General features: G+C 71.7%; 19 protein-coding genes and 1 pseudogene. 9 read left to right on the top strand and 11 right to left on the bottom strand.

Annotation, left to right across the window (positions count from 1 at the left end; genetic code table 11):
* Positions 1–41 precede the first annotated feature (41 nt).
* A pseudogene (locus ACFY0U_RS20335) lies at positions 42–152 on the bottom strand (nuclear transport factor 2 family protein); the annotation flags it as partial.
* Between the two features lie 393 nt (positions 153–545).
* Between ACFY0U_RS20335 and ACFY0U_RS20330 the strand changes: the two are divergent.
* The 4 genes from ACFY0U_RS20330 (at position 546) to ACFY0U_RS20315 (ending at position 4,964) form a co-directional block, all read left to right on the top strand.
* Positions 546–956 carry a hypothetical protein gene (locus ACFY0U_RS20330; protein ID WP_388637447.1) on the top strand — a complete coding sequence of 137 codons (411 nt, stop codon included), beginning with the start codon at positions 546–548 and terminating at the stop codon, positions 954–956.
* A gap of 52 nt (positions 957–1,008) precedes the next feature.
* Positions 1,009–3,348: an FHA domain-containing protein gene (locus ACFY0U_RS20325; protein ID WP_388637444.1), complete on the top strand. Its 2,340-nt coding sequence runs from the start codon at positions 1,009–1,011 to the stop codon at positions 3,346–3,348.
* 97 nt (positions 3,349–3,445) lie between these two features.
* Positions 3,446–3,985, top strand: a complete 540-nt coding sequence (locus ACFY0U_RS20320) for a hypothetical protein (RefSeq protein ID WP_388637441.1) — start codon at positions 3,446–3,448, stop codon at positions 3,983–3,985.
* On the top strand, positions 3,975–4,964 hold the full coding sequence (locus tag ACFY0U_RS20315) for a serine/threonine-protein kinase (RefSeq protein ID WP_388637438.1): 990 nt from the start codon (positions 3,975–3,977) through the stop codon (positions 4,962–4,964). Before ACFY0U_RS20320 ends, ACFY0U_RS20315 begins: the two co-directional genes overlap by 11 nt.
* On the opposite strand, the gene ACFY0U_RS20310 is transcribed toward ACFY0U_RS20315, so the two are convergent.
* Positions 4,951–5,364 (bottom strand): nuclear transport factor 2 family protein, encoded by a 414-nt coding sequence (locus tag ACFY0U_RS20310; protein WP_388637435.1) that lies wholly within the window; start codon positions 5,362–5,364, stop codon positions 4,951–4,953. The two genes, ACFY0U_RS20315 and ACFY0U_RS20310, sit on opposite strands and share 14 nt — an antisense overlap.
* Complete coding sequence (locus ACFY0U_RS20305; RefSeq protein WP_388637432.1) at positions 5,361–6,665, bottom strand: streptophobe family protein; 1,305 nt, start codon at positions 6,663–6,665, stop codon at positions 5,361–5,363. The genes ACFY0U_RS20310 and ACFY0U_RS20305 overlap by 4 nt, the downstream gene beginning before the upstream one ends.
* 161 nt (positions 6,666–6,826) lie before the next feature.
* On the opposite strand from ACFY0U_RS20305, the gene ACFY0U_RS20300 reads away from it, so the two are divergent.
* Both ACFY0U_RS20300 and ACFY0U_RS20295 read left to right on the top strand, forming a co-directional pair.
* Positions 6,827–8,092: a DUF6777 domain-containing protein gene (locus ACFY0U_RS20300; protein ID WP_388637429.1), complete on the top strand. Its 1,266-nt coding sequence runs from the start codon at positions 6,827–6,829 to the stop codon at positions 8,090–8,092.
* Positions 8,093–8,206: 114 nt separating this feature from the next.
* A complete protein-coding gene (locus ACFY0U_RS20295; protein WP_388637426.1) occupies positions 8,207–8,662 on the top strand; it encodes an ATP-binding protein in 456 nt (151 codons plus the stop codon).
* A gap of 34 nt (positions 8,663–8,696) precedes the next feature.
* Here the strand turns inward: ACFY0U_RS20295 and ACFY0U_RS20290 are convergent, their stop codons facing one another.
* Positions 8,697–9,584, bottom strand: a complete 888-nt coding sequence (locus tag ACFY0U_RS20290) for an RNA polymerase sigma factor SigF (RefSeq protein ID WP_388637423.1) — start codon at positions 9,582–9,584, stop codon at positions 8,697–8,699.
* Positions 9,585–9,946: 362 nt separating this feature from the next.
* On the opposite strand from ACFY0U_RS20290, the gene ACFY0U_RS20285 reads away from it, so the two are divergent.
* Positions 9,947–10,336 carry a helix-turn-helix domain-containing protein gene (locus tag ACFY0U_RS20285; protein ID WP_388637420.1) on the top strand — a complete coding sequence of 130 codons (390 nt, stop codon included), beginning with the start codon at positions 9,947–9,949 and terminating at the stop codon, positions 10,334–10,336.
* Between the two features lie 14 nt (positions 10,337–10,350).
* Here ACFY0U_RS20285 and ACFY0U_RS20280 read toward each other — a convergent pair whose 3' ends face one another.
* From ACFY0U_RS20280 to ACFY0U_RS20270, 3 genes are all read right to left on the bottom strand, one after another.
* A complete protein-coding gene (locus ACFY0U_RS20280) occupies positions 10,351–10,953 on the bottom strand; it encodes a ClpP family protease (protein WP_388637417.1) in 603 nt (200 codons plus the stop codon).
* Between the two features lies 1 nt (position 10,954).
* Positions 10,955–11,593 (bottom strand): ATP-dependent Clp protease proteolytic subunit, encoded by a 639-nt coding sequence (locus ACFY0U_RS20275; RefSeq protein WP_266831408.1) that lies wholly within the window; start codon positions 11,591–11,593, stop codon positions 10,955–10,957.
* A 110-nt stretch (positions 11,594–11,703) separates the two neighbouring features.
* Complete coding sequence (locus tag ACFY0U_RS20270) at positions 11,704–12,909, bottom strand: epoxide hydrolase family protein (protein WP_388637414.1); 1,206 nt, start codon at positions 12,907–12,909, stop codon at positions 11,704–11,706.
* A gap of 123 nt (positions 12,910–13,032) precedes the next feature.
* Between ACFY0U_RS20270 and ACFY0U_RS20265 the strand changes: the two genes are divergently transcribed.
* On the top strand, positions 13,033–13,512 hold the full coding sequence (locus ACFY0U_RS20265) for a VOC family protein (RefSeq protein ID WP_388637411.1): 480 nt from the start codon (positions 13,033–13,035) through the stop codon (positions 13,510–13,512).
* A 3-nt stretch (positions 13,513–13,515) separates the two neighbouring features.
* On the opposite strand, the gene ACFY0U_RS20260 is transcribed toward ACFY0U_RS20265, so the two are convergent.
* The 3 genes from ACFY0U_RS20260 to ACFY0U_RS20250 form a co-directional block, all read right to left on the bottom strand.
* A complete protein-coding gene (locus ACFY0U_RS20260; RefSeq protein ID WP_388637408.1) occupies positions 13,516–14,421 on the bottom strand; it encodes an SGNH/GDSL hydrolase family protein in 906 nt (301 codons plus the stop codon).
* A 79-nt stretch (positions 14,422–14,500) separates the two neighbouring features.
* A complete protein-coding gene (locus ACFY0U_RS20255; protein ID WP_388637406.1) occupies positions 14,501–16,159 on the bottom strand; it encodes an ATP-binding protein in 1,659 nt (552 codons plus the stop codon).
* A 9-nt stretch (positions 16,160–16,168) separates the two neighbouring features.
* Positions 16,169–16,843 (bottom strand): response regulator transcription factor, encoded by a 675-nt coding sequence (locus tag ACFY0U_RS20250; RefSeq protein WP_388637403.1) that lies wholly within the window; start codon positions 16,841–16,843, stop codon positions 16,169–16,171.
* Between the two features lie 221 nt (positions 16,844–17,064).
* Between ACFY0U_RS20250 and ACFY0U_RS20245 the strand changes: the two genes are divergently transcribed.
* Complete coding sequence (locus ACFY0U_RS20245; protein ID WP_388637400.1) at positions 17,065–17,487, top strand: STAS domain-containing protein; 423 nt, start codon at positions 17,065–17,067, stop codon at positions 17,485–17,487.
* On the opposite strand, the gene ACFY0U_RS20240 is transcribed toward ACFY0U_RS20245, so the two are convergent.
* The gene (locus tag ACFY0U_RS20240; protein WP_388638255.1) at positions 17,444–18,448 is read right to left on the bottom strand and encodes a zinc-binding alcohol dehydrogenase family protein; all 1,005 of its coding nucleotides are present in this window, start codon (positions 18,446–18,448) and stop codon (positions 17,444–17,446) included. The genes ACFY0U_RS20245 and ACFY0U_RS20240 overlap by 44 nt on opposite strands.
* Between the last annotated feature and the right edge of the window lie 112 nt (positions 18,449–18,560).

Here is an 18,560-nt window from a genome sequence, read left to right as displayed (position 1 = left end):
GTGCTCTTCCTTCAAGAGACCACCGCGCGCACCAAAACTCATCATGCCCCGGCGGGCACCCGGTCCAGAAAACCGAGCACCGACCGGATACGGCCCTTCTCGTCCAGCGTGATCACGTCGAATCCCGCGACCGTTGCGCTGCCGTCGGCCTCGATCTGCTCATGGCCGCCCACGTCACGTGACGTTCGGTGCCGGCGGCATGCGAAATCAGCCTCCGTTGAGGCCGTCTTTGCTGGTCAGGGACCGGATCGCGGTCGTGGTGACCCGGTACGCACCGTTGCCCGCGGCGCCGCGGCGCGTCGATCACCCCTGGGCCAATGCCGACGGTCGCCGGATTTCGGCCAACTCCCTTGGTGAATATGCCAGGAGACTGGCCGGAAAGTCGTGGTGACAGTGTTTCAGTAGTGAACATACTCAACTGACAGGGCATTCACATCCAGCGAGGATGCCATCACGCACCGCACATGAGCCGTGGTACCCGCAAGCGAGAGCCGCACCGAAAGCGAGGCAAGCCGAGAGGCGCACTACGCACCGGGGGAGTGAACGTGCACGACGAATTCCTGTGCCATGTCACCGCGTACGGAACGTGCGAGGGGAAACGTATCGGCGTGCCCCTGGGCAGCTATCGCGCGCCCACCCTCGCCCTGGCGCTGTGGTGGCTGCGCGACCGGGCCGCCTGGATCGCGGAGCGGCTCGACCCGCAGCCCGACGCCGAGCACTTACCGCCGGGCGCTCTCGTCCCGGTCGCCGACACCGTGCCCGATGTGCCCGCCGTGCTGCGCGCCTGGTGCGGGGACGACGCCCAACAGGAGCTGGTGGCCGACGAGTTGGCGGCCGGACGGCTGATCCGGATCGCCACCAGCGACGAGACCACCGAGTACGAGCTGCTCGCCGAGTCGGTGGACGCCCTGCGGATGCAGCGGACGATTCCGGCCTTGGTCGTGTCCGTGGGCTGAGCCCTCGAGGCGACATCGGGCGTACATCTGGACGAATCGGTAGAATTTCGGCATGGCAGAGCGGCCGAACGCGCCGACCGCGCCTGAGCTCCTCCTGGAGACCGAGACGGGGTCCATGGTGATGAGTCCGGGCCGCGACTACCACGTCGGGCGCGATCCATCGAGCGACATCGTGATCGACGACGCCCGGGTGTCGTGGCACCACGCGGTCCTGCGACCCGAGGCCGACCACTGGACCCTGGCGGACGAGCACAGCACCAACGGCACCTACGCCGACGGCCGCCGTGTCGACGAGTGGAGTGTCGGCCCCGGCAGCGTGATCCGCTTCGGCAGCCCCGCCGACGGCCCCAGGGCGGTGCTGACCAGTACCGCACCGGCCCCCCGGGAGCGCCCCTCGGCGGTGTCCATGCCCGCCCTGACCGGCACCTTTCGACAGCCCACCACCGTCCGTCCGCTGCCCTCCCGCACCGTCCGCATCGGCCGCGCCGCCGACAACGACCTGGTCATCGACGACCTGGTCGTCTCCCGCCGGCACGCCGAGCTGCGCGCCCACCCCGACGGGACCTACGAGATCGTCGACCTGGGCAGCCACAACGGCACCTACCTCAACGGCGCCCCCGTCACCCGGGCACAGCTGGGCCCCGGAGACGTCGTCGGCATCGGCCACTCGGCGTTCTGCCTCGTCGGCGACGAGCTCCAGGAGTACGTCGACACCGGCGAGGTCTCCCTCGACGTACAGGATCTGAGCGTCGCCGTCGACCGCGGCCGCAAGACGCTCCTGGAGCATGTGTCGTTCCCGGTGGGGGAGAAGTGCCTGCTCGCGGTCGTCGGCCCGAGCGGCGCGGGCAAGTCCACCCTGCTGGGAGCCCTCACCGGACAGCGCCCCGCCGACCACGGCACGGTCCTGTACGACGGCCGCGATCTGTACCGCGACTACGCCGAGCTGCGCCAGCGCATCGGCCTCGTGCCGCAGGACGACATCCTGCACGCCCAGCTCACCGTCCGCGCGGCCCTGTCCTACGCCGCCGAACTGCGCTTCCCGCAGGACACCGTCAAGTCCGAGCGACAGGCCAGGGTCGAGGAGGTCATCCGCGAACTGGGCCTGGAGCAGCGTGCCGACCAGCCCGTGCACAGCCTCTCCGGCGGCCAGCGCAAACGTGTCAGCGTCGCCCTGGAGCTGCTGACCAAACCCTCGCTGCTCTTCCTCGACGAGCCGACCTCGGGCCTCGACCCCGGCATGGACCGCTCCGTGATGCACATGCTGCGCGGCCTCGCCGACGACGGCCGCACCGTCATCGTCGTCACCCACAGCGTCCTCAGCCTCGACGTCTGCGACCGGCTCCTCGTCCTCGCCCCCGGCGGGAAGATCGCCTACTACGGCCCGCCCGAGGACACCCTCGCCTACTTCGGCTACGAGCAGTGGCCGGAGGCCTTCGAAGCCTTCGAACGGGACCAGGGCCGGGACTGGGCGGGAGAGTTCCGCGCCTCGCCCTTCCACCGCCACTACGTCTCCGAGGCGACCGGGCAGCCCCGGGTGTCCAGATCCGGCCCGGTCGTCATCGCCCCGCCGCCCAGGCCCCGCAGCCGGGGCGCCCAGCTCGGCACCCTGATCCGCCGCTACGCCACGGCTCTCAGCGCCGACCGCACCTTCCTGGTCATCATGATCGCGCTGCCGTTCGTGATGGGCGCGATGGCCCGCGCCCTGGCCGGCAGCAGGCTCACGCAGGAGACGGCGATGAACGCGCTGCTGATCCTGTGCGTCGGCGGTGTGCTCACCGGCGCGGCCAACGCCGTGCGCGAGCTGGTCAAGGAACGCGTGATCTACCAGCGGGAGCGGGCCGTGGGCCTGTCCAGATCGGCGTACCTGCTCTCCAAGGTCGTCGTCCTCGGCACGATCACCGTGCTCCAGGCGGTCGTGCTGACCCTGGTCGCCCTGCTCGGCGTCGACCTCAACGCGCCCGGCGGCGAAGGCGTGTTGATGCCGCCCCTTGCCGAAATCACCGTCGCTGTCGCCCTGCTGGCGTTCACCGCGATGATGCTCGGCCTGCTGGTCTCCGCCCTGGTGCGCAAGGAGGAGGTGACGATGCCGCTGCTCGTGCTGCTCGCCATCGTCCAAGTGGTCTTCTGCGGCGCCCTGCTGAAGCTGGACGGCGTACCCGGCCTGGAGCAGCTGTCGTGGCTGGTGCCCTCGCGATGGGCGCTCGGCGCGATGGCCGGCACCGTCGGACTCGCCCGGATCGTGCCCGGCGAGCTGACCGGCGACCCGCTGTTCCGGCACTCGGCGGGGGTGTGGCTGCTCAACGTGGCCATGCTCGTCGTGCTGTCGGTCGTCTTCGGCTACGTCGTCTCCCGGCTGCTGCGCCGGCACGAACCGGCCGTACTGCGGAAGTAGGCGCGAGCGATGGCGACCCGGACGGGGAGGCAGGCCATGACGGCGACTCCGACACGAAGGCGGCCCTGATGGCGACCCCGACAGGCAGGCGGCCCTGATGGCGACCCCCGGCTTCCGGCCCACCCACGTCGTCCCCCAGCACGGCATGCCCGCCTGGGAGGCCCCCGACCCCGGCCGCCCCGCCGTCCCCCTCGACCCGCTGCTGCCGGTCCAGCTGGTGGAGCGGCGCGGCGACTGGGGCCACGTCCTGTGCGCCAACGGCTGGTCGGCCTGGGTCGACGGCCGCTTCCTCGTCGCCGTCCCCCCAGACCCGCCCGCCGCGGACAGCCCGCTCGCCCGCACCGCCGACCCGCGCCCCCTGCTGGCCCGCGCCGAACAGACCCTGGGCGACTACCGGGCCGCGGTCGAGGAGCTCGCCTCGGGCGCCCTGGACGGCGAGGCCTTCCAGGCCCGTACCCGGGGCCGCCGCGTCGGAGTCGTCGTCGACGGCGAGTCCGTATGGCTCTACGACGCCCAGCACGGCCGCTGGATGTACGCCGACGGCACCCGGCTGAGCACCTTCGCGACGGACGAGGCACCCCGTGCCGCCGCCGAGGACCACGCCCCCACCCAGGTCGTGACCCCCGATGGCCCGTGACACGAGCCTCTTCTCCGGCCGGCCCTCCGAGCTGATCGGCCGGCGGGTCGCCGGCTACCGCATCGAGCGCGAGATCGGCCGCGGCGGCATGGCCGTCGTCTACCGCGCCCGCGACCTGCGCCTCGACCGCACGGTCGCGCTCAAGCTGCTCGCCCCCGAACTGGCCCGCAACGACACCTTCCGCCGCCGCTTCACCCACGAGTCCCGGGCCGCCGCCGCGATCGACCACCCGCACATCGTGCCCGTCTTCGAGGCGGGCGAGACGGACGGCGTCCTGTACATCGCCATGCGCTACGTCGAGGGCAGCGACCTGCGTCATCTCCTGGACCGCCAGGGCCCGTTGGCGCCCGCCGTCGCCTTGCGCATCGCCGCCCAGGTCGCCTCGGCGCTGGACGCCGCCCACGAGCACGGGCTCGTCCACCGGGACGTGAAGCCCGGCAACATCCTGATCGCCCGCGGCACCGACAGCGACCACCCCGAACACTCCTACCTCACCGACTTCGGCCTGACCAAGAAGTCCCTGTCCCTGACCGGCTTCACGACGGTCGGCCAGTTCGTGGGCACGCTGGACTACGTGGCACCGGAGCAGATCTCCGGCAAGCCGGTCGACGGACGCTGCGACGTGTACGGCTTCGCCTGCGTCGTCTACGAGTCCCTCGCCGGCCGCCCGCCCTTCCGCCGCGACGACGACATGGCCCTGCTGTGGGCCCACCAGTACGACGATCCGCCCCCGCTGACCGAGTCCCGGCCCGACCTCGCCCCGGACGTCGACGCCGTGTTCGCCCGCGGCCTCGCCAAGAGCCCCGACGCCCGCTACGACACCTGCCTCGCCTTCGTCGCGGCCCTGCGCGCGGCCACGACCGGCGACCGCTTCGTCCCCCACACGCCGACGCAGGTCGACCTGAAGGCGGTGGAGACCTCGCGGGAGGGCCCGAAGCGGCCGCCGCCCTGGGCCCGACCGGTCTTCAGGGGCGGCTAGTCTCGTTCAGCGGCACCCGTCGCGGCGACACCGTGCGGCGCGAGACCCGCCAGCCCATGCCCACCCGGACGACCGTGTCGTCGTACGTCACCGACCCGCACGAGCCGTCGGCCATGATTCCCAACCCCTTGGACCGGACCCGCACTTCGTTGCCCGTCACCTCGCCGATCACCACGTTGGTGACATGGTGCGCGACGGGATTCGCCGCGCCCAGGGCCAGCGCCGCCTCCCGCAGCGCGGCGACGCCGGTGACCTCGCCCTGTCCGTAGGCGGTCAGGTCGTAGACGACGTCGGAGGTGAACACCTCCTCGAAGCGGTCCAGTTGACCGTCGTCGACCAGATGGCCGTGCAGGGAGATCAACTCGGTGATGGCCAGGCGGTCTTCGAGCGGCAGCGTCATGGCCGCACACTGTCACGCCCGGCGTCGGCGGTCCCAGCCGTTTTCGCCTCGCCCGTCCGGCGCACCGGACGGGCGAGGAGTGCGCCCAGGAGACCGGTGACGAGCCCCCACAGCGCGGCGAGACCGACGGCGGTCCACAGTTCGGGCTTGAGGAGGAGCTCCCCGTCGAGATCGCCGCCGAGGTCGCCGATGCCGAGGACCGACAGGCCGTAGTGCGCGGAGATCCGGCCGACGAGGCAGATCATCAGCACCGTGAGCGCGAGCGCGACCGCCATGTGCAGGGCGTGCTGCCAGGCGCGCATCCGGGCCGGGGAGCGCGCCGCCATCACGAACGCGGCGGCCAGCAGCAGGACCGCGTCCACGGCGACGAGCCACCACACCCGGCCGTCGTGCTCGGCCAGCGTGCGCAGATTCAGTGTGGCGGTGTCCGAACCGCGCAGCACCTCGTCCAGGACGTGCGGCATCGGCAGCCCGAAGGGACCCTCCACCCGGCCGTTCCAGGTGGCACCCAGGCCGATCGTGAGCGCCAGCCACACCAGGTTCGGCATGCCGAGCAGGATCACGGCGAGGGTCTCCGCCGCATGCCCCCGCGTGACCGCCACGACGACGCCGATGACGATGCCCAGGGCCACGTAGGCCAGGAGCAGCACCACCATCGCGTAGGCCGCGGGCCGTACCGTCGCCTGGAAGCGCAGCAGCCCGGCCGGGAGCGGCGCTCCGCGCGAGACCAGCAGGGCCAGCACGAGGACGCCGGCCAACCACAGCAGACCGAAGAACAGGGTCGGGGGCAGGTCCGTCTCGAAACCGACCTGGGGCGAGACACCGAACGCCTCGCCCAGGTCGGAGAGCGTGCCGTCGCCGAGGGAGAGCTGGAAGGTCTGGCGGGCCGCGAGGGCCAGCCCGATCAGCGCGAGCAGCCACAGCACCGCGACCCGGGCGGCCCAGCCGGCCAGTTCCCCGGCGCCCGCCACCGCCCGGTGCCGCAGCGGCCGCAGGAAGCCCGCGGCGAGCACCAGTGCTCCGGCGAGCGTGACGGACAGCGGGATCACGGTGAGGCCCGCCTGGGTGTCGGCCAGCCCACCGGCGTTCCCGGAGAGCTCGATCGTGCCGCCGACCGCGGTGACGATCGTCGCCGCCACGACCCGGGGGAACGCTCCGTCGGGCAGGTCCGTCGCTCCGGCCGCCCACAGTCCCAGGGTCGCGGCGAGGCCCATGGCGATCAGTCCGGACAGGACCGCGAGCAGGGCCTGTACCCAGCCGTGCGGGGCAATGGCCTGGTCGGAGCGGGTTCGCGGGCTCACCCTGCCACGCTAAGCAGGGCTTGGGCGCCCCGCCCGCCGAGAGGGCCGTCCGCGTCGGCTTGCGAGCGGCACGGGACCCGAGCACACAATGAACAGGGCGTGGATAAAAGCGGCGTAAATGCATAAAAGCCGTAGAAGTCCCACGTCGGGAAGAAGGGCTCGTGAGCGTCGAACCTCCGTCCTCCGGCCGGCCCACAGGACCGCCCTCCGGCCCCCTGTCGGGACCCTCCCAGCCGCCCTCGGGGCCACCGTCACAGCCCCCGGGCAGCAGCGGGGGAGCGCCCTCGCCGGAGCCGCACCGCCCCTGGTGGCGCTCCGTGCCCCGCATCGCCCTGCTCGCCACCGCCGTCGTGGTCGCCGTGGCCCTGGGCCTTGTCCTCACCCGCTCCGACGGCGGCTCCGGCCGGAGCGGGAGCGGCGAGGTCTTCCTCCAGGCCGCCGGCAAGGCCGGCCCCGACCCCTTCACCGAGTCGACGGCGACGGACAGCTCCGCCGCGCCCGTCTCCGCCTCCCCGGCCACCGAGTCGGCCTCCGCGAACGCGGTACGCGGCGTCGACGGCGGCGCGCCCGGCCTCTACGGCGGCACCCGCAACGTCGCCAGCTGCGACGTGGAGCGCCAGATCACGGCCCTGACGGCGAATCCGCCGGTCAACCAGGCCTTCGCCTCGGTCGCCGGGGTCCAGCCGTCCGGCGTCCCCGCCTACCTGCGCTCGCTCACCCCGGTCCAGCTGCGCATGGACACCCGGGTCACCAACCACGGTTACCGGGACGGACAGGCCACCGGCTACCAGGCCGTCCTCCAGTCCGGCACCGCCGTCCTCGTCGACGACCGCGGCGTGCCCCGGGTGCGCTGCGCGTGCGGCAACCCCCTGACCCCGCCGGTCGCCCAGCAGAGCACCCCGAAGCGGACCGGCGACACCTGGTCGTCGTACCGGCCCTCGAACGTCGTGGTGGTCGCGCCCTCGGTGACCGTCGTCAACATCTTCGTGATCTACGACCACGACTCCGACGACTGGATCGCCCGCCACCGCGGCGACCCGGGCCACAAGGACAAGCCCACCGAGCCGCCGGTCAACCCGGCCTCCCCGTCCGCGAGCGTGATCACGCCGACCGCGCCCACGTCCCCGTCGACACCGACCACGCCGCCCACCTCGCCCTCCTCCCCGGAGCCGTGCCTCACCACCGACACCGGCCTTCCGTCCGACACTCCCTCCGGAACGCCCACCGACTCGCAGACGGCGACAACGTGCCCGCCCACCGCGATCGCCCCGTTCTCGTCGCCGCCGAGCTCCGAGCCGCCCACGTCGGACTCCGGGACGACCGAGGAGGAAGAGCCGTCCGAGGACACGTCCGCGCCCCAGCCCCCGCTGTCACTCGACACGACGACGGAGTCGGCGTCCACGTACAGTGCCCCGAGTTCGCGGTGACGTCACCGGCCGTGTGACCGACACGACCCGGTATGGGGACTGCGGAGCCGCACTCGGGGTACGAGCACTGGTGCAGCAGGCGTCCGGCCAGTCCGGCTTCCGAGAGAGAAACGCATGATCGAGCACCTGGACGGGGCAGTGATACCGACTGGTTTCGACGTGCCCGTGGATCCACTACGGCGGGCGGCCCACTTCACCGGCGAGCCGGGATGCATCGCCGAGGCCCGCAACTTCGCCGCCCACTTCCTGGAGCAGCTCAGGACCGAGTGGTGCGCCGAGATCGGCGACCGGGCCGACGGCGAGGTGCTTTTGGTGGTGAGCGAACTCGTCACCAACGCGGACCGGCACAGCAACGGGCCGTACATACTCGACCTGGAGGGCACGGACGCGGTCGTCACGGTGTCGGTCTACGACAGCAGCGCGGCACTGCCCCTGCGCTTCCCCAGGGATCCCGAGCGGGTCGGCCGGCACGGCCTGGAGATCGTGCACGCGCTGGCGGCCGAGGTCAGCGCCGAGCGGGTGCCGGTGGGCAAGAGAGTCAGCGCCGTCCTGCGGTTCGAGAAGGGATGACCGCCGAAGGTACCTTCGGCGGTCACCTCTCGTCTCAGGCGCAGCCCAGCTCGCCCAGCATGCCCGTGCGCAGCCGGGTGATGATCCGCTTGATCAGCCGGGACACATGCATCTGCGAGCAGCCCAGCTGTTCACCGATCTCCGCCTGGGTGGCCTCCTCCACGAACCGCAGATGAAGGATCTGCCGGTCGCGCTCGCTGAGTTCGGCCATCAGCGGGGCGAGCGACTGGAAGTCCTCGACCAGACGCAGTCCGTCCTCCTCCACACCGATGAAGTCGGCCAGGACCGACTCGCCGTTCTCGGGCCCGTCGCCGGTGAGCGCGGCGTCCAGCGAGGAGGAGTTGTAGCCGTTCGCGGCGATCTGCGCCTCGATCACCTCGGACTCGGCGATGTTCATCAGGGTGGCGAGCTCGGCCACCGTCGGCTCCCGGTCCAGCCGACTGGCCAGCTCCTCGCGTGCCTTGGCCAGCTCGACCCGCAGTTCCTGGAGCCTGCGCAGCACATGCACCGCCCAGGTGGTGTCACGGAAGAACCGCTTGATCTCGCCGACGATGTACGGCAGGGCGAAGGAGGTGAACTCGACCTCCCGCGACAGGTCGAACCGGTCGATGGCCTTGATCAGGCCGATCATGCCGGTCTGGACGATGTCCTCCATGTCGTCGCCGCGACCGCGGAACCGGCCGGCGGCGAAGCGCACGAGGGACATGTTCATCTCGATGAGCGTGTTGCGCGCGTACTGGTATTCGTGCGTGCCTTCTTCCAGCTCGGTCAGGCGCTGGAAGAACTGGCGCGACAGCTCCCGCGCGTCACGCGGAGCCACGCTCCGGGGGTCCACGACTCCTGGCAGTGATGTCTCACCCGCGCTGGTCCCGGCGGTCTTCTCCCCGACCTGAGCCTCCGACCGGATCACGGCGGTGTCCATGTACCTCTCCCACGCAAGTCACGGCTTGACGTCAGCCTCTTCAGCCTCGGTTGTTTACCAAAACTGTGCTTCGCGGTCCCTCGGGTACCCGCATAGCGGCGACGTATGCGTATGTCCGCCGCTGACCAGCGGGTTGCCCGCGGGCAGTCTCCTTGCGCCTACCCGGTGCGTGACGGCGCATGCCCGTGGCGTGTCCGGGATCGGGGGACAGGGGGCGGCAGGCCGGGTGGCGTGCGACGGACACCCGCGACTATGACCGATGTCACATCCTCGGGGACGCGTGCCGCGCCCGCCCCGGTGATTCCACCCAGAGCGGAACGCTGATCCCTTCCCCTGTCGGCCACGGCTTCTAGGCTGGGGAGGTGAGCGAAGAAGCGACGAACCAAGCCCGCGTGATCCCGCTGCGCCCCGGGACCGCCCGCCCTGCCGCCGCACCGCCCCCCAAGGAGCCCTTGCTGCGCGACCTGGTCGGTGACGTCCTGCGCCGTGAACGGCTCGCCCAGGAGCGCACGTTGAAGGACGTGGCCGACGCGGCAAGGATCTCCATGCCGTATCTCTCGGAGGTGGAGAGGGGCCGCAAGGAGGCCTCGTCGGAGGTCCTCGCGGCCGCCGCCCACGCTCTCGGACTGGGTCTCGGCGACCTGCTCGGGCGGGCCCAGGGCGAGCTCGTCCGGATCGCCGGCCGGCACTCGGTCACCAGCCGCAGGGCGGCGCCCGGTTCGTCGTACGACGGGCTCTGCCTGGCCGCCTGAGCGGACCCGGCGCCTCAGACACTCGCGAGGCGCCGGCTCACCACCTCGTCGGCCAGTCCGTAGGCCACCGCCTCCTCGGCGGAGAAGATCTTGTCGCGGTCCATGTCGGCGCGCAGCGTCGCCGGGTCGTGGTGGGTGTGGCGGGCCAGCACCTCCTCGACCTGGGTGCGGATCCGGACCATCTCCTTGGCCTGGAGGGCGAGATCGGAGATCGACCCCCGGCTGCCGCCACTGGCCGGCTGGCCGAGCAGCACCCGCGCGTGCTCCAGCACGAACCGCCGCCCGGGATCCCCGCCGGCCAGCAGCACGGCCGCCGTGGAGGCCGCCTGTCCGACGCAGAACGTCGAGATCGGCGCCTGGACGAAGGTCATCGTGTCGTAGATGGCCATGAGCGAAGTGAACGAGCCGCCGGGGGAGTTGATGTAGATCGCGATCTCGTTGTCCGGTGCCGACGACTCCAGATGGAGGAGTTGCGCGATGACGACATTGGCCACCCCGTCGTCGATCTCCGTGCCGAGGAAGATGATCCGCTCCGACAGCAGCCGGCTGAAGACGTCCGAGGAGCGCTCACCGTTCGCGGTCCGCTCGACGACGTACGGAATCGTGTAGTTCCCCATGTCACAGCCCCATCCGTCGCTTCGAGGCGGCCGGGCGGACGTCGGCGAGCGACTCCACGACCCGGTCCACCATTCCGTACTGCCTGGCCTGTTCGGCCGTGAACCAGCGGTCGCGGTCGCCGTCCCGGGCGATGGTCTCCGGCGTCTGGCCGGTGTTCTCGGCGAGCAGCCGCTCCATGGTCCGCTTGCTGTGGTCCAGGTTCTCCGCCTGGATCTCGATGTCGGCCGTGGTCCCGCCGATGCCCGCCGACCCCTGGTGCATCATGATCCGCGCGTTCGGCAGGGCGTACCGCTTGCCGGGCGCGCCGCCGCAGAGCAGGAACTGGCCCATGCTCGCCGCGAACCCCATGGCGAGCGTCGACACGTCGTTGGGGATGAGCCGCATGGTGTCGTAGATGGCGAGGCCCGCGTACACCGAGCCGCCCGGGCTGTTGATGTACAGGCTGATGTCGGTGCGCGGGTCCTCCGCGGACAGGATCAGCAGCTGGGAGCAGACCCGGTTCGCGGAGACCTCGTCGACCTGGGTGCCGAGCAGGACGATCCGCTGGCCGAGCAACTGGGCGGCCAGCTGGTCGTCGAAGCGGGAGGGCGGGGTGTCGCCCTCCTCGGCGCGCGGGGCGAGCGTGGTGAGTGGAGTCATCGGTTCTCCTCGGGGTCGCGGGGATGCCGTCGACTCCACTCTTGACCTGGCGGGACGCCCTTCAGCGCGTTCTCTGCCCGCGGCAGATTCGCCACGAGCAGAGCCCGGTCTCAGCCCTTCTCGCGCAACTGCCGGAAGAACGCCCGGACGTCGTCCACCAGCAGGTCGGGCTCCTCCATCGCCGCGAAGTGCCCGCCCCGGTCCAGCTCGGTCCAGCGCACGAGGTTCTCGGTGCGCTCGGCCTTGTGGCGCAGCGGGATCTGCGGATCACCGGGGAAGGCGGCCACGGCGGTCGGGGCGGTCGAGGGCTCGTGCGGAGCCGAGATCCGCTCGCCCTTGGCGTGAGCGCGCTCGTAGTAGATGCGGGCGGACGAACCCGCCGTGCCCGTCAGCCAGTACAGCATCACATTGGTGAGCATCTGATCCCGGTCGACGGTCTCCTCGGGCAGTTCGCCGGAGTCCGTCCACTCCTGGAACTTCTCGACGATCCAGGCGAGTTGACCGACCGGCGAGTCGGTGAGCGCGTACGAGAGGGTCTGCGGCCGGGTGGCCTGGAGCTGGGCGTAGCCGGCCCCCTCCCGGAACCACGCCTCCCACCTGCGCCACGACAGCAGGGTCCGCTCCCGCTCCTCGGGGCTCAGCCCCGCCAGCTCCTCCTCGGTAGGTTCGGTGGCGGCCTGGGCGCCGGGCAGCAGATTGAGGTGGACGCCGATGACCCGCTCCGGGTGGACGCGGCCCAGTGCGCGGGAGATGGCCGCGCCCCAGTCGCCGCCCTGGGCGCCGAACCGCTCGTAGCCGAGGCGGGTCATCAGCTCGGCCCACGCGTCGGCGATCCGGCCCGCCTCCCAGCCGGTCTCCCGGGTGGGCCCGGAGAAGCCGAAGCCGGGGATGCTCGGCAGGACGACGTGGAAGGCGTCGGCGGGGTCGCCGCCATGGGCGGCCGGATCCGTCAACGGGCCGACGATGTCGAGGAATTCGACGATCGACCCCGGCCAGCCGTGCGTGATGACCAGCGGGGTGGCCTCCGGTTCGGGGGAGCGGATGTGCGCGAAGTGCACCTGGGCGCCGTCGATCTCGGTCGTGAACTGCGGCCACTCGTTCAGCCGCGCCTCGGCCGCCCGCCAGTCGTACTCGTGCCGCCAGTACCGCACCAGCTCGCGCAGATATCCCGACGGCACGCCGTACGACCAGCCCACCCCGGGCAGCTCGTCGGGCCACCGGACCCGGTCGAGGCGGTCGTGGAGATCGTCGAGGTCGGTCTGCGGTATGTCGATGCGGAAGGGGCGGAGGCCGCTGTCGGCGGGCGAAGACGTCATGACCGGGATGCTAGTTCCGAACGGTGTACCGGCCACCTGGATCAACCGGCCACGCGACCGATGAGTTTCGCGGCGAGGATCGGTCGACACAGGAGACAGCGTTCCCACGCCCAGGAGGTACTCATGGCAACCGACGGCTTCACCACGTGTCTCTGGTTCGACGGCCAGGCCGAGGACGCGGCCCATTTCTACGTCTCGGTCTTCAAGAACTCCAGTGTCGGCAAGGTCGCGCGCTACCCCGAGGGGGCGATGCAGCCCGCGGGCACGGTGATGACCGTCGAGTTCACGGCCAACGGCCACAAGTTCCTCGGGCTGAACGGCGGCCCCGAGTTCAAGTTCACCGAGGCCGTCTCCTTCATGATCTTCTGCGAGAACCAGGAGGAGATCGACTACTACTGGAGCAAGCTCACCGAGGGCGGCGAGCCCGGCCCCTGCGGCTGGCTCAAGGACCGGTACGGGGTGTCCTGGCAGGTCGTCCCGGACCGTCTCCAGGCCATGATCACCGACCCGGACCCGGCGAAGACGGCCCGCGTGACCGAGGCGTACATGGCGATGAGCAAGTTCGACATCGCGGCTCTGGAGAAGGCCTACGAGGGCCGGTGAGCGTCAGTCGACAGGCGTCCGGCCGATCACCCGGGTGATCTCCCGGGCGATCCGCAGGATGCCGGGGGAGCGGACCGGGCAGGGCTTCGGCGTGGACGTGGTGGGCGCCAGACAGAAGTGCAGATAGTCCTTGTCGCGGTGGAGGGCGGTCCGGTCCCGGCCCGGCTGGGTGCAGTACGCGGAGTGCGCACGCTCGTAGGCGGTGCACGGCAGGTACTGGACCCAGCTGTAGCGGGCCCCGGCCGCGCTCACCTTGGCCCCCGCGTCGGCGACCAGGTCGTCCGAGGCGGCGGCCTGCCGCGCGTAGAGCTCGTTCACGCGCCGGACCCGGTCGGGGGTGATCGGGTCCGGGCCCTGCGCCACCCACACGATCCGCGGCCGGTGCGCGCCGCCCGCCGTCGCGATCTGCGCGGTCAGACGGGCCATGTCGGCCTGGTACCGCTTGAAGTACGTCGTCGGCGCCTCGGCGTGGGTGATGCCGTCCATGCACCACGTGTAGCCCCACGCGTTGCCCCAGAACTGGAGCACCACGAAGTCCGGCCGCAGCGAGCGCACCAGGGCGGCCGCCTTGTCCCGGTCCGGTACGAGGGACTTGGCGCCGGTGCCCTCCAGGTAGTCGCACACCGTCGTCCCGGAGTACGGCCTGCTCGTGTACTCGGCACGCAGGTCCCGGCGCAGCTCCTGACCGACCACCTTCTGGGCCTCCATCGCCAGCGAGTCCCCGAGATACAGCACCACCGGAGCCTTCGCCGTGGGGACGGGGCTGCCGGCGGCCCGCTGATGCGTGGGGCCGGCCGGCTTCGGAGGTGCGACGGAGGAGGGGGCCGCCTCGGGCCCGGACGCCGGGTCCGAGCACGCTCCGAGCAGCACTGAGGCCAGCAGCATCCCCACGATCCACGGCTTGCGCATACGGCGACTCCCGCCCCGGACACCGAAAACGGCTCCCCAGGCAAGCACAGCGGGGCACCGGGCGGAAGACGTGCGCCGGTCATGGCTCGTCGGGGCACTCCAGGAGGTCGATGAGGTCGTTCAACGGCAACGGCTTGGCCAGATGCGCGTCGAACCCGGCCGCCCGGGACCGGGTGCGGTCGGTCCCCTGGCTGAAACCGGAGACCGCGATCAGCCGCAGCCGCTCACCGTGCGGCCGGGTCCTGATCGTGCGGGCGACCGTGTAGCCGTCCACGTCGGGCAGACCGAGGTCGCAGAGCACGACGTCGAAGAGGCGGCCCTCGGTGGCGGTGAGCGCGTCGGTGCCGGTGTGCACCGCCGTGACGTGGTGGCCCTGCCGCTGGAGGAGGGTGCGGTAGGTGAGGGCGAGATCCGCGTTGTCCTCCACGATCAGGATGGACAGCTGCCGCCTGGCCGGACGGACCACCACCGGCCGCGCCGGCTCGGGCGCGCCGGGGTCGGCGATCGGCAGCGCCACGGTGAACTCGGCGCCCCGGCCCGGCCCTTCGCTGTGCGCGGAGATCCGGCCCCCGTGCAGCTCCACCACGGTCCGGGCGACCGCGAGCCCCAGCCCGAGCCCCTCCGGTGTGTCGGGCCCGGCCGGCGCCGCCCGCATGAACACCCCGAACAGGTCCTCGGCCTGAGCGGGATCGAACCCGATCCCGTCGTCCCGCACGGTCAGCCGGGCCCGCCCGCCCTCGACGCCCAGCGCGACCTCGGTGCGCCCGCCCGGCGGTGTGTACTTGAGCGCGTTCGACAGCAGGTTGGTCAGCACCTGCGCCAGCCGCAGCCGGTCGCCGTCCACGATCACCGGCTCGCCCGGCACCCCGACATCGAGCCCGCGTCCCTCGTGCCCGAACAGATGGCGGATGTCGGCACACGCGCCCTCGACGACGGACCGGACGTCGATCCGCTCCCGCACCAGCTCAAGGCGCCCCGTCACCGCCCGCGTGCCGTCCAGCAGGTCGTTGCTCATCCGCACCAGCGTGCCCAGCTGCCGTTCCAGCACGGACAGCGCCGGATGGCCGTCGGGCATGTCGAGGGCCAGCAGCTCGGTGGCCGCGGTGGCCGCCGCGAGGGGGTTGCGCAGTTCGTGCGAGAGCGTCGCGATGAACCGGTCCTTGGCCTCCTGCTCCTCCCGCAACCGCCGCCCCGCCGCGTCCAGTTCGGTGTTGGCCCGCTGGAGCTGCTCGTTGACCTCGCGGATCTCCCGGGCCCGTACGAACAGGTCGATCTCCATGCCCTCGGCGCGCATCTGCGCCTCGGCGGCCACCCGCTGCTGTTCCCGCCCCACGTGGCGCACATGGACGAACTCCGTGACGTCCTCGACCCGGTGGATGATGTACGACAGTTCCCCGTCGGCGTCCAGGACGGGCGAGTTCACCGGACTCCAGTAGCGCTCGGCGAAACCCCCCTCGTCGGTGGGGATGTCGTAGCGCTGCAACGCCATGGTGTCGGTACGGCCGGTGGCGACCACCGCCTCCAGGGAGCGGCGCAGATTGGCGACGCCGTCCGCCGACGGATCGTCGGGGTTGTCGGGGAACACGTCGAAGACGGGACGCCCGACGATGGCGCGTTCGGTGCGGGTGGCCGTGAGATACGCGCGGTTGACCTCGACGATGGTGAAGTCGGGGGTGAGGACCAGCAGGGGGGACAGGACGGCGTCGAACAGGCGCCGGAAGTCCGGGGCGTCGGCCATGCGTCGCTCTCAGGGGTCGAGTCGGTAGCCGTAGCCGCGCACGGTGGTGATCCGTGGGGCGGGCGCGGGCAGCCGGGCGAGTTTGCCGCGCAGCCGGTAGACGTGCTCGATCACGGTCGCGGGCTGCTGCCAGGAGGCGCCCCAGATCCGCTCCAGGAGCTGTTCCGCCGAGAAGACCCGGCCGGGCGCCGCGGCCAGCAGCTCCAGCAGGGCGTACTCCTTGGGCCGCAGCGTCAGCAGGAAACCCTCGGAGGAGGCCTGGCGGGCGGCGGTGTCGACGCGCAGGGAGCCGATCTGGAGCACGGCCGGTGTCTCCGGCGGCTGCGAGCGGCGCAGTACCGCGCGGATCCTGGCCACCAGTTCGCGCTGCGAGAACGGTTTGACGAGGTAGTCGTCGGCGCCGATCTCCAGTCCCGCCACCCGGTCGGCCTCCGCACCCCGGCCGGTGATCACGATGACCGGGAGACGGCTCGTGGAGCGCAGCGCCCGCAGCAGTTCCAGGCCGCTGCCGTCGGGAAGGCCCAGGTCGAGGACGGCCAGATCGACGCCGCCCTCGTACAGGGCGGACTTGCCGGCGCGGGCGTCCATGGCCCAGGTGACCGTGAAGCCCTCGCGTTCCAGATAGGAACGGCACATCAGTGCGAAATCGGAGTCGTCCTCGATCAGGGCGAGGTGCGGACGCATACCGCATCACCTGGCCCAACTGCCGTCCGCTCGTTGTGCAACCGATGAGCGGGCGTTGATGCCCCGACCATGTGGCGAAGGTAGAACAGTAAACACCCAAGGTTCAAGGGGGAGCCGCCAAGGGGGAGTTCCGGCGCGGGTGCCTGCGGTGCGGGGATGACGAAGTCACCGCACGCGCCCGTGCCGGAGCAGGCGGCAGGTACGAAACGGGGACGGACGGCTTGCACGACACCTTTCTGGAGCCCTTCGGCGCGGCCTCCTGGCCCCCGGCCGGCGAACACGCGCTGCTGCGCACGGAGACGGGACTGCTGGTCGCCGAACTGCACGGCGACATCGATCTGGCCACCGTCGCCCACCTGAGCCTCTGGCTCGACTCCCTGGCGGCGGTGGCCGCCCCGGGCCACGTCGTCGATCTGCGCCCGGTCTCCTTCATCGACTCCGCCGGCCTCAACGCGGTGCTGCGCTTCCGGCGCCGCGTCAGCGAGGCGGGTCGCGGATTCGCCCTGCTGTGTGACAGCGGTCAACTGCGGCTGCTGCGCGCGAACGGCACGGCGGAGGTGCTGAATCCATTCGCCACTCTGACCGAGGCGCTGTCCGGGCTCACCGCACCAGCACGGCCGCCCCGTCGAAACGGCCGGCCTTGAGATCCCGCAGCGCCTGGTCGGCCCGAGACAGCGGATAGGTGTGGGTGGTCGACCGGACGCCGTAGCGGGCGGCGAGCGCCAGGAACTCCCGGGCGTCCTCGCGGGTGTTCGAGGTGACGCTGCGCACCTGCTTCTCGTAGAACAGCTCGCTCTCGTAACGCAGCGGGGGAGTGTCGCTCAGGTGGATCCCGGCGACGGCCAGCGTGCCGCCCCGGTCGAGGGCGCGCAGCGCCACCGGGACCAGTTCGCCGACGGGGGCGAACAGGATGGCGCTGTCCAGGGGCTCGGGCGGCGGGGCGTACGCGTCCTGCGCGGAGGCGGCGCCCAGGTCGAGCGCCAGCCGCCGCGCCGCCGCCCCGCGGGTGAGGACGTGCACGGTGGCACCCTCGGCGAGCGCGACCTGGGCACACAGGTGAGCGCTGCCGCCGAAGCCGTACAGCCCGAGGCGGCCGCCCGGCGGGAGCGCGGCCCGGCGCAGGGCGCGGTAGCCGATGATGCCCGCGCACAGCAGCGGGGCGGCCGAGACGTCGTCGAGGCTCTCCGGCAGCCGGTGGGCGAAGGCGGCGGGCACGGTCGTGTACTCCGCGTAACCGCCGTCGGCGTCCCAGCCCGTGTAGCGGGAGGCCGGGCACAGGTTCTCGGCGCCGCGCAGGCAGGAGGGACAGCTCCCGTCGGTCCGGCGCAGCCAGGCCACGCCCACCCGGTCGCCGACGGCGAACCCGCCCGCGGCCCGCGCCACCACCCCGACGACCTCGTGCCCAGGCGTCACCCCGGCGCGGCGCACCGGCAGATCCCCCTCGACGACGTGCAGATCGGTCCGGCACACCCCGCACGCGGTCACCCGCACCAGCAGCTCGTCGTCCGCCGGCACCGGCATCGGCTTCTCGACGAAGGCGAACCGGAGGGATGCCTCCTCGCCGAGTTCCACGGGCCCCGGCCGCACCACGGACCACGCCCGCATCGCACCGCCTGTCATACCGCTCCCCCTCTCCGTGACGGCCCCCTCTCCAGTCTGAAACGGACCGAACCGTTCGGCGCGCGGCCCGGCGGCGCGGTGACTAGCGTGAGAGACC

It is taken from the genome of Streptomyces sp. NPDC001536 (assembly GCF_042894505.1).
Taxonomy (GTDB): domain Bacteria; phylum Actinomycetota; class Actinomycetes; order Streptomycetales; family Streptomycetaceae; genus Streptomyces.
This window is presented reverse-complemented; position numbering and strand designations above follow the sequence as displayed.

What these genes read in the sequence shown, in the direction of transcription:
- ACFY0U_RS20325 (WP_388637444.1), top strand. Translation starts at nt 1,009, where the DNA reads ATGGCAGAGCGGCCGAACGCGCCGACCGCGCCTGAGCTCCTCCTGGAG.
- ACFY0U_RS20320 (WP_388637441.1), top strand. Translation starts at nt 3,446, where the DNA reads ATGGCGACCCCCGGCTTCCGGCCCACCCACGTCGTCCCCCAGCACGGC.
- ACFY0U_RS20315 (WP_388637438.1), top strand. Translation starts at nt 3,975, where the DNA reads ATGGCCCGTGACACGAGCCTCTTCTCCGGCCGGCCCTCCGAGCTGATC.
- ACFY0U_RS20310 (WP_388637435.1), bottom strand. Translation starts at nt 5,364, where the DNA reads ATGACGCTGCCGCTCGAAGACCGCCTGGCCATCACCGAGTTGATCTCC.
- ACFY0U_RS20295 (WP_388637426.1), top strand. Translation starts at nt 8,207, where the DNA reads ATGATCGAGCACCTGGACGGGGCAGTGATACCGACTGGTTTCGACGTG.
- ACFY0U_RS20290 (WP_388637423.1), bottom strand. Translation starts at nt 9,584, where the DNA reads ATGGACACCGCCGTGATCCGGTCGGAGGCTCAGGTCGGGGAGAAGACC.
- ACFY0U_RS20280 (WP_388637417.1), bottom strand. Translation starts at nt 10,953, where the DNA reads ATGGGGAACTACACGATTCCGTACGTCGTCGAGCGGACCGCGAACGGT.
- ACFY0U_RS20275 (WP_266831408.1), bottom strand. Translation starts at nt 11,593, where the DNA reads ATGACTCCACTCACCACGCTCGCCCCGCGCGCCGAGGAGGGCGACACC.
- ACFY0U_RS20270 (WP_388637414.1), bottom strand. Translation starts at nt 12,909, where the DNA reads ATGACGTCTTCGCCCGCCGACAGCGGCCTCCGCCCCTTCCGCATCGAC.
- ACFY0U_RS20265 (WP_388637411.1), top strand. Translation starts at nt 13,033, where the DNA reads ATGGCAACCGACGGCTTCACCACGTGTCTCTGGTTCGACGGCCAGGCC.
- ACFY0U_RS20260 (WP_388637408.1), bottom strand. Translation starts at nt 14,421, where the DNA reads ATGCGCAAGCCGTGGATCGTGGGGATGCTGCTGGCCTCAGTGCTGCTC.
- ACFY0U_RS20255 (WP_388637406.1), bottom strand. Translation starts at nt 16,159, where the DNA reads ATGGCCGACGCCCCGGACTTCCGGCGCCTGTTCGACGCCGTCCTGTCC.
- ACFY0U_RS20250 (WP_388637403.1), bottom strand. Translation starts at nt 16,843, where the DNA reads ATGCGTCCGCACCTCGCCCTGATCGAGGACGACTCCGATTTCGCACTG.
- ACFY0U_RS20240 (WP_388638255.1), bottom strand. Translation starts at nt 18,448, where the DNA reads ATGCGGGCGTGGTCCGTGGTGCGGCCGGGGCCCGTGGAACTCGGCGAG.